This is a genomic window from Pseudorhodoplanes sp. (genome assembly GCF_046289595.1).
Taxonomy (GTDB): domain Bacteria; phylum Pseudomonadota; class Alphaproteobacteria; order Rhizobiales; family Xanthobacteraceae; genus Pseudorhodoplanes.
The window spans coordinates 13,094-27,666 of the sequence record NZ_JBKBVB010000057.1 but is presented as its reverse complement, the minus strand read 5'-3'; the positions used below and the strand labels follow the sequence as shown (position 1 = coordinate 27,666).

Annotated in this window: 14 protein-coding genes, 1 tRNA gene and 1 pseudogene; 6 read left to right on the top strand and 10 right to left on the bottom strand. The window is 64.4% G+C overall.

The features are described from left to right. Together ACK41X_RS13370 and ACK41X_RS13365 are read right to left on the bottom strand one after the other, a co-directional pair. A pseudogene (locus ACK41X_RS13370) lies at nucleotides 1-188 on the bottom strand (hypothetical protein); the annotation flags it as partial. 76 nt (nucleotides 189-264) lie between these two features. Continuing rightward, entirely contained in the window at nucleotides 265-1,050 is a 786-nt protein-coding gene (locus tag ACK41X_RS13365; protein ID WP_409723938.1) for a hypothetical protein, read from the bottom strand. Nucleotides 1,051-1,233: 183 nt separating this feature from the next. Here ACK41X_RS13365 and ACK41X_RS13360 point away from each other — a divergent pair, with 183 nt between their 5' ends. Both ACK41X_RS13360 and grxD read left to right on the top strand, forming a co-directional pair. Next, a complete protein-coding gene (locus tag ACK41X_RS13360; RefSeq protein ID WP_409723935.1) occupies nucleotides 1,234-1,470 on the top strand; it encodes a BolA family protein in 237 nt (78 codons plus the stop codon). A 121-nt stretch (nucleotides 1,471-1,591) separates the two neighbouring features. Continuing rightward, a complete protein-coding gene (grxD, locus tag ACK41X_RS13355) occupies nucleotides 1,592-1,930 on the top strand; it encodes a Grx4 family monothiol glutaredoxin (protein WP_409723932.1) in 339 nt (112 codons plus the stop codon). 213 nt (nucleotides 1,931-2,143) lie between these two features. Here the strand turns inward: grxD and ACK41X_RS13350 are convergent, their stop codons facing one another. From ACK41X_RS13350 to ACK41X_RS13330, 5 genes are all read right to left on the bottom strand, one after another. Beyond that, nucleotides 2,144-4,915: an autotransporter domain-containing protein gene (locus ACK41X_RS13350; protein ID WP_409723929.1), complete on the bottom strand. Its 2,772-nt coding sequence runs from the start codon at nucleotides 4,913-4,915 to the stop codon at nucleotides 2,144-2,146. A 131-nt stretch (nucleotides 4,916-5,046) separates the two neighbouring features. Beyond that, entirely contained in the window at nucleotides 5,047-5,763 is a 717-nt protein-coding gene (locus ACK41X_RS13345; RefSeq protein WP_409723926.1) for a helix-turn-helix transcriptional regulator, read from the bottom strand. 100 nt (nucleotides 5,764-5,863) lie between these two features. Next, the gene (gene rpsD, locus ACK41X_RS13340) at nucleotides 5,864-6,481 is read right to left on the bottom strand and encodes a 30S ribosomal protein S4 (protein WP_409723923.1); all 618 of its coding nucleotides are present in this window, start codon (nucleotides 6,479-6,481) and stop codon (nucleotides 5,864-5,866) included. 195 nt (nucleotides 6,482-6,676) lie between these two features. Next, nucleotides 6,677-7,477 carry a glutamate racemase gene (gene murI / locus ACK41X_RS13335; protein WP_409723920.1) on the bottom strand — a complete coding sequence of 267 codons (801 nt, stop codon included), beginning with the start codon at nucleotides 7,475-7,477 and terminating at the stop codon, nucleotides 6,677-6,679. 13 nt (nucleotides 7,478-7,490) lie between these two features. After that, the gene (locus ACK41X_RS13330) at nucleotides 7,491-8,297 is read right to left on the bottom strand and encodes an aspartate dehydrogenase (RefSeq protein WP_409723917.1); all 807 of its coding nucleotides are present in this window, start codon (nucleotides 8,295-8,297) and stop codon (nucleotides 7,491-7,493) included. 123 nt (nucleotides 8,298-8,420) lie between these two features. Here ACK41X_RS13330 and ACK41X_RS13325 point away from each other — a divergent pair, with 123 nt between their 5' ends. Both ACK41X_RS13325 and ACK41X_RS13320 read left to right on the top strand, forming a co-directional pair. Continuing rightward, complete coding sequence (locus ACK41X_RS13325; RefSeq protein WP_409723916.1) at nucleotides 8,421-9,398, top strand: Bug family tripartite tricarboxylate transporter substrate binding protein; 978 nt, start codon at nucleotides 8,421-8,423, stop codon at nucleotides 9,396-9,398. Between the two features lie 169 nt (nucleotides 9,399-9,567). Beyond that, on the top strand, nucleotides 9,568-9,939 hold the full coding sequence (locus tag ACK41X_RS13320) for a response regulator (RefSeq protein WP_409723913.1): 372 nt from the start codon (nucleotides 9,568-9,570) through the stop codon (nucleotides 9,937-9,939). A 262-nt stretch (nucleotides 9,940-10,201) separates the two neighbouring features. Here the strand turns inward: ACK41X_RS13320 and ACK41X_RS13315 are convergent, their stop codons facing one another. From ACK41X_RS13315 to ACK41X_RS13305, 3 genes are all read right to left on the bottom strand, one after another. Beyond that, on the bottom strand, nucleotides 10,202-11,410 hold the full coding sequence (locus tag ACK41X_RS13315) for a CaiB/BaiF CoA transferase family protein (RefSeq protein WP_409723911.1): 1,209 nt from the start codon (nucleotides 11,408-11,410) through the stop codon (nucleotides 10,202-10,204). 42 nt (nucleotides 11,411-11,452) lie between these two features. After that, nucleotides 11,453-13,243, bottom strand: coding sequence for a B12-binding domain-containing radical SAM protein (locus ACK41X_RS13310; protein WP_409723908.1), 1,791 nt, complete (start codon nucleotides 13,241-13,243; stop codon nucleotides 11,453-11,455). Between the two features lie 115 nt (nucleotides 13,244-13,358). Next, nucleotides 13,359-13,790 carry a hypothetical protein gene (locus ACK41X_RS13305; RefSeq protein WP_409723905.1) on the bottom strand — a complete coding sequence of 144 codons (432 nt, stop codon included), beginning with the start codon at nucleotides 13,788-13,790 and terminating at the stop codon, nucleotides 13,359-13,361. A gap of 575 nt (nucleotides 13,791-14,365) precedes the next feature. Between ACK41X_RS13305 and ACK41X_RS13300 the strand changes: the two genes are divergently transcribed. Continuing rightward, nucleotides 14,366-14,439, top strand: a tRNA-Gln gene (locus ACK41X_RS13300). 8 nt (nucleotides 14,440-14,447) lie between these two features. Continuing rightward, on the top strand, nucleotides 14,448-14,573 hold the full coding sequence (locus tag ACK41X_RS13295; RefSeq protein ID WP_409723902.1) for a hypothetical protein: 126 nt from the start codon (nucleotides 14,448-14,450) through the stop codon (nucleotides 14,571-14,573).

The following is a 14,573-nucleotide window of genomic DNA, read 5'->3' as shown; positions in this document are numbered from 1 at the left end:
TTCTGCACCAGGCAATCCAGCGCCTCGCGCCCGCCGGGCGTCACGCTCGAACAATGGCGCATGAAATCGGAGCGGCAATTGCTGCGGATGGCGTCCTGCTGCGCCTTGCTCGGTGCCTGGGCCTGCGCCTGGACCGCAACGCACAGAAGGATCGTACCGGCGATCGCCGGCGCGTTGTAACATTTCATCTCAGTCGGACTCCTTTGCGGGTGGGCTGACCCGGCCGCTGCCTTTGCAGCCGAACAGACAGGCCGACGGCCGTATTCAACGCTTGGCGAGGGCGGTCTTGCAGCGATTGGTCAGCGACGAATGGTGCGACAGCAGACATTTGAGCACGCGGCTCTGGCCGAAGGTGACGCCCTGGCACAGCAGCGAATGGTCTTCCTTGCAATGGCGGTTGACCCATCGCGCTTCCTGGGTCGGGCGCATGGCGGGAAGCTTTAGATCGGGAGCGTCCGATTCCTTCACGCCTTCTGGCTGGGTGATGCGATCGGTCGATACGATGCGGGGCGATGCCGCGGTTCCTGAGGGTTCGGACGGTTTTGGCTCGGGGGCCGCTGCAGCCGGTGTTGCCGAGGCGGGCGTTGGATTGGCAGGCGTTGGATTGGCAGGCGGGGGCGCGCTCATCGCTTTCCTGAGCGCGGCCTGACAGGGCTCGGTGTGAACCGCGAAGTTCGGACGCAGGCATTGGACCGATTCCGCGCTGCCGGGGGCGACGCCGGCACAGGTGGTTCTGATTTCGGCACTGCACGCGGCACGGACGTCCGGATAGGGCACAGCTGCCGTGGCAGGGCCTGCTTTCGGCACGGCGGCGCTCGCCGGCGCCTTCGGTTGTGGCGGCTGGGTCCGCTTGGCCGGGGCCTGCGAGGGCTGCGCCGGCCGGGTCTGTTGCTGGGGCGGAGGCGGGGGAGGGCCCTGCCGCTGCTGCTGCTGCTGCGGCGGGCCGAAGAACGGGAAGAACTGCGCCTGTGCGCCCTGTGCCGAGAAAACCAGCGCGGCGATGCCGGCGGCGCATCCCAGCCGTCCGGTGGTGAAAAACAGGTGCCTCATCCGTCTTCCTCAGCCAGCATCCGCTCCAGAACTGCAGGATAGACTCCCAAACGCATTCCGTCAGCCATCGAAAGGCCGTAACGCAGGCGTTTGTCAGCCGTCCCAAATCACCATATTTAACAAAATCCGGCCGCCGCGCCCGGCAAACGGGCCATGCCGGCCGCGACAACGAGGAGTTCCCCGATGCCCATGGACGCCGCCGAGATCGAGCGGCTGATCAAGACCCATATCCCGGATGCCCAGGTGTCGATCCGCGACCTTGCAGGCGATGGCGATCACTACGCCGCCACCGTCCTTTCCGAAAGCTTCCGGGGAAAATCGCGGGTCCAGCAGCACCAGCTCGTCTACCAGGCCCTGCAGGGACAGATGGGCGGCGCACTGCATGCGCTCGCCTTGCAGACCGGACTGCCGGAGAATTGACCGGCGCGCTGGCGCTCCCAGTGTGGCGCTGTTGCAGCGCGTCCGGCCTGCCTATATGTGAAAAAGACTTGGCCGGGACGCCGGCTCACCCGCGGAACGCCTTTGAAGGATCGGATATCCCATGAGCATCAACCAGTTCATCGACAACGAGGTGAAGGGCAACGACGTGGTGTTGTTCATGAAGGGCACGCCGCAATTTCCGCAATGCGGCTTCTCCGGACAGGTGGTGCAGATCCTCGATTATCTGCAGGTTCCCTATAAGGGTATCAACGTCCTGGAATCAGGCGAGCTGCGCGAAGGCATCAAGCAATATTCGCAATGGCCGACCATTCCGCAGCTCTACGTCAAGGGCGAGTTCGTCGGCGGCTGCGACATCGTGCGCGAGATGTTTCAGGCCGGTGAATTGCAAAGCCTGATGCTGGAAAAGGGCCTCGCGGTGCAGGGCAAGGCGATCGCCTGAAGGCGGGTGCTGTTTCTCTCTCTGCGAAACGCTTGGCACCTGTCCGTGCCGGCAAGTCGCCGTTTCTCAATACCGCGGCGCGCGTCCCACGTCCTGCGCGTCGCTTTCAACGCGGCAACCAAAGTCTTTTTCGCGTTGTGGTGGACCGCGAACAGCGCTGTCGCCCGGGCCACCTCGGTGGCGGACTTGGACGCGGCGTTGAACCGCAAGCTTTCAGAATCGCCGCACAGCCTGCCCCTTGATGCCGTGCTCGCTGGCGTTGCCGGCATATTGTCCTGAATAGGCGACGCCCACGGTGACATTCGCGCCCCAGGCGGCGTCCAGTCCGGCTTCGACCAGCAATGCGTCACGGGCGATCGGGACGCCGGCAATGGTAAAGGGTGCTCCCCCGGCAAAGGCGAGCTCAGCGGTCGGCGTCACGCTGTTGAATGCATGCCGCCACCCCAGACCGCCCTTGACGACCGCGGCACTCCAGGCCGTCGCCAGTGGCACCGACGCGCGAAGGCCGAGGGTCGAGAAGGTGGTGCTGGTATCGGCCGCAGCACCGCTGAGCGAGGCGGTGCCTCCGGTCTCGGTGAAGCCGTCGGTCTTCACCCGGACATGGGCAAGGCCGGCATAGGGCTCCAAAGCAAAACGATGATAGTCCAGCGCATAGCCGACCTCGCCGAAGACCTGTGTCGTGGAGCCGTCGTAATCGCCTTTGGCGGTATTGCCAAAACCGGGAAAGACGACATTGCGGGTTGTTTCGATGGCGTGCCAAGCCTGGGCGATGCCGGCCCGTAACGCAAAGGGCCCGTTCAAAAGCGCCGCATATCCGGCGAGGTAATAGCTGTCGATATTGGCCGAGGAGTTGCGGTCGCCGACACCAATGTTTTGCGCCTGGTAGGCGCCGGCGAGACCGACGCGCAAAGCCGATCCCCAGGAACCGGCGAAGGTGGTATCGACGCCCGACACGAAGCCGCCCAGCCGGGTGGTGGCGGTGGCGGCGTTGCCGTCGCCATCGAACTTGCCCCAATTTCCGAAGCCGTTGGCCCAGACCGCCCAGCGCCGCTCAGGCGCCGGATCGGCTTTGGTGACGAGGGGGGCGGGAAGCGCGGCCGTCACCCGGCTGCGGTTGCCGGTACTCTTGCGCGCAGCGTAGGCAAGCGCGCCGTCGTCCTCGTCGGCATAGGCGGACACGACTTGCGGGCCGCCAACGCCCGCGCCCCCGAATTGACGCAACCGTTGCAGGATCCCGTCGCGCACGAAGCGACTGTCGTCGAGCAGCACGCCGCGCAAGGATGCATGGATTTCGCCCGACAGCAGGTCAAAGGCGCGTCTTGCAGACGTCGCATCGAGACTGAGCAGCGCATTGAAGATTGCATTGCCGGGCCCGAGGCGCTGCGCGCCGCCCGCAGCGGCCTTCTGGTTCGGTGTTTGCGCGACGGATGCGAAACTCACTGCAAGCACCTGCGTGATGTCGAGATAGACATTGTTCGGATCGTAGAACAACGCGAACTCCAGAAACGGCATGTTGTCGGTGAGCGCCGCATAGTTCCCGGTGACGCCGCCCGATGCGGTCAGGATGGTGTAGCGTTGACCGGCGGCATAGCTGCCGGGTGCGGCGACGACGTCGACCGTGCCGCCGAGAAGCGTCGCAGTACCTGTAACGTTGATCAGGTCGGAGGCGGGCGCCGGGCTGATTTCGACCCGGTAGGTCGAGCCGGCGGCCTGCGTGTAGGGACCGACGATGTTCAGCGTTCCGATCGAATTGCCCGGCGCGATCGTGCCATTAACGACCACGTTGCCGGTAACGGCACCGGTGCCGCCAAGCGCTCCCCCGGTCTGCACGGTGACGACCGGGCTGGTCAGATTGCCGTTGACCTGAAGCAGGCCGCCTTGAACCTCGGCGCCGGTCGAAAATGTCCCGGCGCCGCTCAGGGTCCAGTCAATTCCTTGCATCGACAGGTTTTCGAAATTCAGAAACTTCGCAATCGACTCCGTGCCGGTTCCAAGCAGGACGAGATTGTCGGTATTGCTGCCGCCGAGCACATTGCCGTTCAGGACCGAGCCGGTATTCAGGCGCAGCGTATGCGTCGCTGCAAAGGCGGCACCGCCGCCTCCCGCGAAGCTGATGGCGTTCACGGCGCCACTGATGGTGCCGCTGTTGGTGATCTCGGCGTTGGAATTGTTGCGGATCAGGATGCCGTGCGAATCGGTGGAGCCGATCGTCCCGCTATTGAAGAAGGTACCACCGCCCTCCGCCTCGACAGCAGGGCCGCGCCGCGACGTGAGCGAGCCGGCATTGTTGAACGTGAAGGGCGCGGTGCCGCTGCCATAGAGACCGTTATAGTCGCCGAAGATCACGCCGGTTGCGGTGTTGGTGAAGGTCGAAGGTCCGCCCTGCATCAGGACGCCGGTGCTGAATCCGGTGGTGCGCGTCGCGCTGATCGTGCCGCTGTTGATCAGCGTGCGCGATGTGCCCTGACCGATCGAAACCGCGTTAAAACCGTCCGCGGTCTCGATGGTCGCGCCGGCATGGTTGGTTACGGTGCCGCCAAAACGCAGCGTAACGCCTTCGCCGAAGCCGCCGGTGATGGTGCCGAAATTGTCGACCGTCGCCGGCCCTCCATTGGCCGGATCGCCGGTGATCACGCCGCTGGCGGTGCCGTCGATCCGTCCGGCCGCATTGTTGATGACGGCGCCTCCAAGCCCGAGCACGAGGCTGTTGAACCCGTTCACGGTGCCGTCGTTGGTGACCGACCAGGGCTGCGTGGTCGCGCTGATCCCGCCCGACACGGTGACACCCGGAAAAACGCGCGCCGTCGTGCCGGTGAAGCTGTCGAGATTGACGCTCGCGGTGTCGGTGGTGATGTCGACGTCGGCGGCGCGCGCCTCGCCTGCCGAAAGGGCCGTCGCAACGATTGCCGCGGAGCAAAGTGCGGCGCTGCGGATGGCGGCCAAGGCGGATCGGAATTCGCCGGAACGAAGAAGGAGCGTCTTCAAGCACCCAGATTGCGACGAGACTTGTCCGATCACCGCCATCCCCCAACGCCAATCGACCTCAGGGCAGGTAACCGGGACCGGAAACAACGCGCACCTAGTCGATCAACTAGGGAGGGTGCGTTCTCCCGTCTTCAGATGAGTCCGTGCAGCACCAGCACGGCGACCGCTTCGGTCCGCGTGGTCTTGTTGAGCTTCTTCTTTGCGCCCTCGACGTGGAAATGCACCGTGGAAGGCGAAATGCCCAAAACCTGGCCGATCTCCCAGTTGGTTTTTCCGATTGCAACCCATCGCATGCACTCGAGTTCGCGCGGGGTCAGTTTGGGCAAGTCCGGCGACAGGCCGAAGCCGGTTTCCTTGCGGCACCGGTTGTGGATCGCATGCCCGACCAGTTCCAGGAAGGCGCGGTCGCGGGGACCGAGCCCGACCTCCTGCATGGTCGCGATCGACACGAGCCCCTGATAATCCGACGGTCCGTGCACGGGGATGCCCATCACTTCGGTCCAGCCGAATTGGCGGGTGACCTCGTAGATCTCGCGGCCGCGGGGTGTCAGTTGCTGTTTTTGCTCCAGTTCGCTCCACAGATAGCTTTCCACCGTCCGCTGCGATTCCTGCACAAAAGGATCGTCCGGGAAAAAGTTCTGCTGCGTGTAAATGTCGATCCAGGCCTGCGGCCAGGAGTTGAAGAAGAAGCGGTAGTGACGGGCGTTGCCGATGCCGATCCAGGCGCCGCAGGCGCAGGACGTGAAACCAAACGCCTCGATCGTTCTGTGGAACTCCTCAATGAGGGCGGCAAGGTCGGTGGCGGTCGTGCAGCGATCAAGAAAGGACAGCGCGCGTTCAAATCGCATCGGGTGCAAATCGATTTGCAAAAACGGTGGCGGCATGGTCCGACAAAAAACAAAAGCCGCCAAGCGGCGGCTTCTGAACTTCGAATGCTGCGACGTTTTGTCAGCGCGAATAGAACTCGACCACCAGATGCGGTTCCATCTGGACCGGGTAGGGCACTTCGCCGAGCGTCGGGATGCGCAGGAACTTTGCAACCTTCTTGCCCTCGTCGACTTCGATATAGTCGGGGATGTCGCGCTCGGCGAGCGACATCGCCTCCAGCACCAGAACCATCTCCTTGGACTTGTCCCTAACCTCGATGACGTCGCTGACCTTCACCCGGTAGCTTGGGATGTTGACGCGGCGGCCGTTCACCTTGACGTGGCCGTGGTTCACGAACTGGCGGGCGGCGAAAATCGTCGGCACGAACTTGGCGCGATAGACCACCGCATCCAGCCGGCGCTCCAGGAGACCGATCAGGTTCGCGCCTGAATCGCCGCGCTGACGGATCGCCTCGGTATAGATGGCGCGGAACTGCTTCTCCGACATATCGCCGTAATAGCCCTTGAGCTTTTGCTTGGCGCGCAGCTGCACGCCATAGTCGGAGAGCTTGCCCTTGCGGCGCTGGCCGTGCTGGCCGGGGCCGTATTCACGCCGGTTGACCGGGCTCTTGGGCCGGCCCCAGACATTCTCGCCCATACGGCGGTCGAGCTTGTACTTTGCTTCAGTGCGCTTGGTCATCGCGTCCTCTTGAAAAAGACCAGAGTTTGAGGAAACGCGCCCTCCTCTGTGCCGCGGATGCCGGGCACCGACAGGTCCTTCGGCCAAAGCGGATGGCCGGAACCACGGGTCGCGAAACGAGGAACGGGGGCCGCCTTGCTTTAAGGACCTGGCCCCCGAACCGCGCCGGGTATGTAGAGAAAAGCCGCAGCCCTGTCAAACCCGCGAGGGCTGCCGGAATCCGAAAGGGATCAGGCCTTCGGCCAAGGCCGGATGGGGAGATTGTCCGGAGGTCGTCAGGAAGTCCGAGCTGCCATCGGCTGCGCCTTCCGGCCTTGGCCCGAGCAGATCCACCACGCGGCGGGCAATTGCAGGCGCCGGATCGACGAAGGTGACGGGCCATGGCGCGAGCCGCGTGAGCTGTCCGTTCAGCAGCGGGTAATGCGTGCAGGCCAGCACCACGGTGTCGGTGCGCAGGCCGCCGCGTTCGATAAAGCAAGGCAGGATCTCGTCGGCGATGTCGGCATCGTCCACGGCTTCGCCGCGCAGCAATGCTTCGGCGAGCACCGCAAGGCGCCGCGAGCCGACCAGGGTGACGTCGCAGCCCTGCCCGAAATCCGCGATCAGTTTCCTGGTATATTCGCGGGCGACCGTCGCCTCGGTGCCGAGCACGGACACGAGCCTGGTCTGCGACGCCGCGCAGGCCGGTTTGATCGCCGGCACGGTGCCGACAAACGGCACGGCGAAGCGCTCGCGCAAGCGCGACAGCACCAGCGTGGAGGCGGTGTTGCAGGCGATCACCACGAGATCGGGGCTGTGCGTGCCGATCAGCGCTCCCAAGATGGATACGACGCGCTCGCTCAATTCCGCTTCGGAGAGCCGTCCATAGGGGAAGCCCGCGTCGTCTGCGACATAGACAAAGCGAGCATCGGGCCGCAGCGGCACAGTCTCGCGGAACACGGTCAGCCCGCCGAGGCCGGAATCGAAGACAAGGATGGTGGGTGCTGGCGCGCTCACGGGACGTCCGACGTTACGTTCCGACGGCGAGCGGCGCCCCGAGCTTGCGCAGGGCCGCCAGCACCGACAACGCGACGATGCGGCCGGTCTTGGGGTTTTCCGACGGGACGTTTTCGATCGACAGCGAGAAGCGTGCGGAATCGGCCTCGACCTCGATGGTGTGACAATTGCGGGTCACGGCCGGGTCGGCCCAAATATCGATCATTGTGCGGTCCGGCCCGATGCCGGCGAGCGAGAGCGCCGCGGCCACATTCACGTTGGCCGGAAAGCCTGCGGCCGCGTCGCGCGCGGAACCCGAGAACACCAGCTTGGCCTCGTTCAGGCCGTCGACGGAAATGCCGTGCTGCTCGAGATAGGGGGCTCCCTTCAGCCCGGCCGGGGGCTTGCGCGTGGTCATGCGCACCGCGCTGATTTCGCCTTCGGCCGCGGCGGCCACGGCATCGAGCCCGAGCAGCGCTCCGGTCGGTACGATGATCCGGCCGCCATTTTCCTTGGCGAGTTCCAGAAGATGCGGACGCGGCAGCAGCGCCCCGCAGCTCAGCACCATGACAGCCTTGCCGGCCTCCAGCATCGGCCGGCAGATATCCTCAATGATGGCGGCGGGAGCGCATTCGACGGCGATGTCGGCGTGGGCGCGGAATTCGTCGAGCGGCACAAGGGGGCAGGCGATGCCTTCCGCGTCCAGGAAGTGCTGCGCCTTGGCACGGTCGCCGGAGGCGGCACAGGCCAGCGCCAGCCCCGGCACGCCCGCATTGAGCGTGCGGGCCAGCATCCGGCCGATGGCGCCAAGACCTGCAATGGCAACGCGGATGTCCGGCATGGTTTTTGGGTTCTCCAGGTTGGAGCCGGGTGTTTACGTGTGTGGCCTCTTGCCCACAAGTCCGGCTTGACCGCGGTCGCGGCCGCGGTCCAGTCTGCGGCCAACGAATAAAGGGAGGACGTGATGCTGAAAAAACTCTTATTGGCAGCGATGGCTGCGGGGATTGTTGCTGTGCCGGGGATTGCTGCGGCGCAGGATTATCCGTCGCGCCCGGTCACCATGATTATTCCTTTCGCCGCCGGCGGCCCAACCGATGTGCTCGGACGCGTGGTGGGCCAGCGGCTCGGTGAGATTCTCGGCCAACAGGTCGTCATCGAAAATGTCGGCGGCGCCGGCGGGCAGACCGGGTCAAAGCGCGTCGCGGATGCCAAGCCAGACGGCTACACGTTCGTCCTCGGCACGGTCGGCACCCATGCCCAGGGCCAAACGCTCTACAAAAAGCCGCTCTATAACTCGGTCGAAGACTTCACGCCGGTGGCCCTTCTCGCGGAGGTGCCGATCGCGATCACCGCGCGCAAGGATCTGCAGGTCAACGGCCTCAAGGAGTTCGTCGAATACGCCAAAAAGAACAGGGACAAGATGACCTTTGGTTCGGCGGGCGCGGGATCGGCGACGCATCTTGGCTGCGTGGTCGCCACGATGGCGATGGGCACCGACATCACGCATGTGCCCTATCGGGGCACGGGTCCGGCGATGCAGGATCTGCAGGGCGGGCGGATTGATTTTCTGTGCGAAATCATTTCCACGGCCAAGCCGCATATCGATAGCGGTGCGGTCAAAGCGATCGCGATCATGACCAAGGAGCGGTCGCCGGCCTTGCCGAATCTGCCGACGGCGGCGGAACAGGGGCTGCCGATGGAAGCCTATACCTGGAACGCGGTCTTTCTGCCGAAGGGCGCTCCGGAGGCGGTCGTCAAGAAGCTCGCCGATGCGCTCAATCAGACGATGGATACGCCGGCCGTGAAGGAGCGGCTGGCCGGGCTTGGCGCGATGGTTGTGCCGGCGGACCGCCGTACGCCGGCCTACTTGCAGAAATTTCTCAAGGAGGAAATTGCCAAGTGGCGCGAGCCGATCCTGAAGAGCGGCGCGCAGGTCGACTGACCGGATGTGGCGGTAAGTCCAGGTGCGGCGGGTCGTATCGCCCGCCGCATTTTTTCTGTCGAGACTTCGCCTGCGATGAGCGGACTGGTCCGGGGCATCGGAATCGGACATTGCATGGGCGGTACTCGCGGGGTGGCGAAGAGCCCGAGGGGGAGAAAAAGAGGGGGACATGAGTTCGGGGCGAGTACTCGTCGTCGAGGACGAGGTGCTGATTCGTATGCTGGCGGTCGACATGCTGCTCGATCTGGGCCGCGAGGCCGACGAAGCGGGCACCGCCAAAGAAGCGCTGGAGCTGCTCCGTGCGCCGGGGGCGGATTACGCATTCGCGCTCCTCGATCTGGGCCTGCCCGACAAGCGCGGCGAGGACCTCGTGCGCGACATCCGTGAAACCCATAAGGAGCTTCCGCTTATCGTCGCGAGCGGCGAGGATCAGGCCGAGGTCGCGGCCCGGCTCAGCGGGTTCGCGCCGATCCGGTTCCTTGGCAAGCCGTTCGACCTCGATGGTTTGAAAGCGGTGATCGACCGGCTGGCCGCGGCCTGACCGGCACGCGGCCGGTTTACGCGGCGAGGACGGCCACCACCACCAGCATCCCTGTCAGCAAGGCGCCCGCAACGACGAGTGTCGTGAGCTGAGCGGCATGCGGATTGAAGAGCGGGCGCGACATCGGCAGCATGACCGTTCCTGAATTGGCAGTCCTTCACCAGCGATAAATCGCGATTCTCACCGTTGCGGGCGAGTCCTTTATCTGCTCCCGCTCCGTCCTTGCGGTGTTGACTCGCAGGGAATCGACGCGCTGCAGCCTTCACGCCGCGGAGCCCGCCGCCAAGGCCGACGCGATTTCGGCCTCCGACAGCCCGGCCTCACGCAACACCTCTGTGGAATGTTCGCCGAGGCTCGGCGGCAGGCTGCGCACCGCGGGCTGCGACGCCGACCAGGTGCCCGGCACCTGCGTCATCCGCAGCCGGCCTTCGGTCGGATGATCGACAAAGCGGAAGAAGCCGGCATCGTTCAAGTGCGGGTCGTCAAGCAGGCTTGCGATATCGTGCAGGGGTGCCGCGGGAATGTCGGCCGCTTCGAGCAGGGCCAGCCATTCTGCGGTGGTCCTTGTTTTCAGGGTGTCGGCGACAAAGGCATAAACCTCGTCGATATGGTCGGCGCGCCCGCCATGGGTGGAGAAGCGTGGATCCTGCAGCAGGTCTTCGCGGTCGATCGCGCGAAAGAAACTCCGCCAGTGCGTGTCGGTATAGACCAGCGCGCAGACATAGCCGTCCTTCGTCGCATAGGGTTTGCGATGCTTCGAGACGAGCCGCGGATAATAATGCGGTCCTTCCGGCGGATCGAAGGTCAGGCCGGACAGGTGATCGCCGAGCAGATATTCGACGAACACCTCGAACATCGGGATTTCGATGGCCTGGCCCTCGCCGGTGCGCTCGCGATGAAACAGGGCGGCCGAAATCGCGTTGGCGAGATAAAGACCGACGGTGCGGTCGGCGATGGCGAGCGGCATGTAGCGCGGTTCGCCACCCCAGGCATCGCGGGCGATCGCGGCAATGCCGGACAGACCCTGAATGAGATCGTCGTAAGCGGGCTTGCCGGCATAGCGGCCGCCCGCGCCGAAACCGGTCGCGCTGGCATAGACGATGCGCGGATTGATGCTGCGAATGTCCTCGTAGCCGAGGCCCAGCCGGGCCATCGCTGCGGGCCGCACGTTGGTGACGAAAACATCCGCGGTGGCGGCAAGCTTGCGCAGCGCGTCGCGTGCGGGACGCTGCTTCAGGTCGAGTGCGATCGAGCGCTTGTTGCGGTTGAGGTTGAGATAGATGTGGCCCATGGCCTTGCTGCGCATCGGGCCGACATGGCGCATGATGTCGCCTGTGGGCTGTTCGACCTTGATGACGTCAGCGCCGAAATCGGCGAGGATCTGCGTCGCGTAAGGCCCGAGAATGACGCTGGTCAGGTCGAGGATGCGGACGCCTGAGAGCGGTCCGGTCGGGGCAGGGCGCTGGGTCATGCGACGAGCATTAGCGCGAGCATTGAGCGCCGTGCAACTGGCTCAAATGACAGCCGCCTCGCGCACGGGGGCGCCGTGCGTCTGCGGGATTTTGTCCGCATAGGCTTTCACGAAATCCGACATCGGCGCATTGTGCCCGCCGGGCGGCTCCATGGCGTGGTCGGTATATTGCGCTGCGTTCGGATCGGCATAGACCCGCTTCACGATCTTTCGATATTTGCGGACGAGCCTGATCCAGCGCACGGCCGTCCGCGTGAAGTCATAGGCGCGCCACGGATAGAAGATCAGCGGATTGACGATTGGCATGCCGTAGCGGCGCTGGGTCCGTATTTTCCGCCGCACGAAGCCGAATTGCAGCGGATGCACGCCCTCGATCCGTGATGCGCCGGAAAACAGGGTGATGCCATCGATCACCTTGGTCTTGTTCAGGCCGGTGGCGGCGGCGCGGCGCATGATGGTCTCGACATGCTCGTCCGAGTAATAGTGCGTCCAGGCGCTGCGATAGACCTCCTCCCAGGTCTCTTTCGACATGATCGGATGCGCGGTGCAGGCGTGTTCGAGGTCGTATTTGTTGAGATCGGGATCGACCGGGATACCTTTTATGTAAAGGTTCTTATGATCCTCGGAGCCGGGCAGGGGCGTCAGATAGAAGAATTCGAGGATGTCGACCGGCAATTCCCTCTTGATGATCTCGATGTCGCGGGCGATCGATTCCGGCGTATCGGTCGGGAAGCCGAGGATATAGCCGGCAAAGGTCATCACCTTGGCCTTGCGCCAGGCATGGAACATCTCCTGGTATTCCCAGATCTTGTTCTGCCGCTTTTTGGCGCCGGCGAGCGATTGCGGATTGATGTTCTCCAGCCCGATGAAGACCGCAGTGCAGCCGGCGCGCGCCGCCTTCTCGATGAAACCCGGGATTTTGTGGCAAAGCGTGTCGACCTGCAGCAGCAGGCGGATCTTGAAGCCTTCGTTCTCGCGCAGATGGATCAGCCGGTCGAGGATCGCTTCCCAGTTCTTGTTGCGCGCGTAATTGTCGTCGGTGATGAAGAAGCGGGTGATGTTCTGCCTGGCATTGGCGCGCACGATGCCTTCGACATCGTCGGCGGTGCGGTAGCGCGATTTGCGGCCCTGCACATTGATGATGGTGCAGAAGCTGCACTGGAACGGGCAGCCGCGGCCGGCATCGAAGCTCGTATAGTGACCGGCGACGCGGGTCACCACATCGCGCGGCAGGATCGGGAAGGTCGCCGCTTCCATGCCTGGCGAGTCTTTGAGGTAATTATAGATCGGTTTTGCCTGTCCCGACGCCATGTCGCGCAGGAACGCGTCCATCCGGCCTTCGGCCTCGCCGGCATAGAGCACGACGCCGAGATCGAGCGCCTCCTGCAATTCCGGCGTCAGCTCGGGCAGCATCGAGATGACGCCGCTGACATGGAAGCCGCCGATCGCGACCGGAATGTCCGCGTTGCGTAAGATGCGCGCAAGATCGAGCGCGCGCGGATACTGGTTCGACTGCACGCCGACGAGCGCCACGAATCCGCCGCCGGCGTTGCGGATGTCGCGGATGATCCGCTTCGTATCGACGACGGTGTTGCACTCGTCCATCGCCTCGATGTCGATTGCAACGTCCTCGCCCAGCAGCTTTGCCTCGGCGCATTCGCGCAGCAGGCCATAGACGCTGGCGAGGCTGTTGGACGGGATGGTCGAGCGCCACCACTGGATGACGTAGCCGTCGGCGTCGTAATGAGACGGCTTGATCAGGACGATCTTGAAGCATCGCGCCCCGACCACGGCTGGCGGCAGGGCCGGAGCGGACGTCTCGTTCGCAATCATGGCCGATGCCCCCTAGGCTCTTAGTGGACACGGATTTAAGGGGAACTGCAAGGTCGGATGGCCCAAGACGCGGGCCTGACGGGGCTTGACGCCGGCGCCGGCAAAGACCGGGCGGTCAGAAGCCCGGATGGAAGATATCGTCGAAATTTGTGCCGCTTTCGTCGTTCATCTCGGTCTGGATTTCATTGCCGAGATTGATGCCGCCGGTATCGCGTCCGACATCGCCGACGCCGGGCAAAAAACCCCGGCCGGGGGGCGCCACCATGTCGCGATAGGTCTTCATCGCGTTTTCGTCGCCGACAAAGGCGCAGCGGCAGCTGGTCGGGTCGGCATAGACGTAGTAGCGGACCCCGTTCTTGCGATGCGGAACGAAAACATGCGGCGGAATGCTGCGCAGCCGTGCCATCTTTTCGGGAGTATTGGCCTCGCGCATCTTGAAGCCGGCATCTTCGAGCTTCATGCCGATGGCAAGATTGGGTTGTGCTTCGGCGAGGGCGGTCGAAAGGCCCAGAACCGCGATCATGGCGAGTCTGCAGAGCGGGAGCATGTTGCGATTCCATTTTTTTAGACTTTAGCCGGCGCGGCCTGCGCTGCCAGCCGAAATCCTGCCGCAACCAGGCCGCACGGTGACCCAACCGGCCAGATAGGGCGGTGCGCGCCCTCTGCCGGCTGCGGCCGGCACCCGTGCGACGAAGCGCTTGCCGGTCCTGAAAACGAACGTCGCATGCGGGCGGGTGCCGCAGGGACCGAATGTCCTGCTCCCGGGAACGCCCGAGCCGCAGGCGCGTTGGACCGCGCAATGACCGCTCCCGCCATGCGTCACCCCCTGTTCGGGTTTCTTTGTGCCGGCTGTGGCCGGTGCCTGGAGGAATTGCCGGCCTGGCAGCTTGGCGCCGAACGGTTCTATTGCGGAATTTTCTGCCGGGAGGCCGACGAGCGCCTGAGCGGCAAGCCGCGCCGCGGCAGAACGGCCGATGCGGCCTAATGTCGTACGGTACGCGGCTGAAGCTGCTGATCCGGCCAGGCCTGCCGGGACCATTTGAAATGCCGCGCGGCTGCGTATATCTAGGGGCCGACTCACGGTCTGGCGGTGCGCCTGCGGCGCGGCAGCCATTCGGCCGTTGGGGAATAGTTCAATGGTAGAACAGCGGACTCTGACTCCGTTAATCTAGGTTCGAATCCTAGTTCCCCAGCCAGTTCGCACATGTCGACGCAGCAACACACGGTGGTGGCGCAGCGGCTGGTGCCGGTGGTTGCGAGCGCAGCCGGCCGTCCGCGCCTCCCGCCGGCGAAGCGTGCGACCGGCAAGCGCGTGTCGCGCAGGCAGTGA

Bases quoted from the DNA above. Each gene is read 5' to 3' on its own strand.
- ACK41X_RS13325 (WP_409723916.1), top strand. From the start codon at position 8,421: ATGCTGAAAAAACTCTTATTGGCAGCGATGGCTGCGGGGATTGTTGCT.
- ACK41X_RS13360 (WP_409723935.1), top strand. From the start codon at position 1,234: ATGCCCATGGACGCCGCCGAGATCGAGCGGCTGATCAAGACCCATATC.
- ACK41X_RS13320 (WP_409723913.1), top strand. From the start codon at position 9,568: ATGAGTTCGGGGCGAGTACTCGTCGTCGAGGACGAGGTGCTGATTCGT.
- ACK41X_RS13305 (WP_409723905.1), bottom strand. From the start codon at position 13,790: ATGCTCCCGCTCTGCAGACTCGCCATGATCGCGGTTCTGGGCCTTTCG.
- rpsD (WP_409723923.1), bottom strand. From the start codon at position 6,481: ATGACCAAGCGCACTGAAGCAAAGTACAAGCTCGACCGCCGTATGGGC.
- ACK41X_RS13345 (WP_409723926.1), bottom strand. From the start codon at position 5,763: ATGCGATTTGAACGCGCGCTGTCCTTTCTTGATCGCTGCACGACCGCC.
- ACK41X_RS13330 (WP_409723917.1), bottom strand. From the start codon at position 8,297: ATGCCGGACATCCGCGTTGCCATTGCAGGTCTTGGCGCCATCGGCCGG.
- grxD (WP_409723932.1), top strand. From the start codon at position 1,592: ATGAGCATCAACCAGTTCATCGACAACGAGGTGAAGGGCAACGACGTG.
- ACK41X_RS13315 (WP_409723911.1), bottom strand. From the start codon at position 11,410: ATGACCCAGCGCCCTGCCCCGACCGGACCGCTCTCAGGCGTCCGCATC.
- ACK41X_RS13365 (WP_409723938.1), bottom strand. From the start codon at position 1,050: ATGAGGCACCTGTTTTTCACCACCGGACGGCTGGGATGCGCCGCCGGC.
- ACK41X_RS13295 (WP_409723902.1), top strand. From the start codon at position 14,448: ATGTCGACGCAGCAACACACGGTGGTGGCGCAGCGGCTGGTGCCGGTG.
- ACK41X_RS13310 (WP_409723908.1), bottom strand. From the start codon at position 13,243: ATGATTGCGAACGAGACGTCCGCTCCGGCCCTGCCGCCAGCCGTGGTC.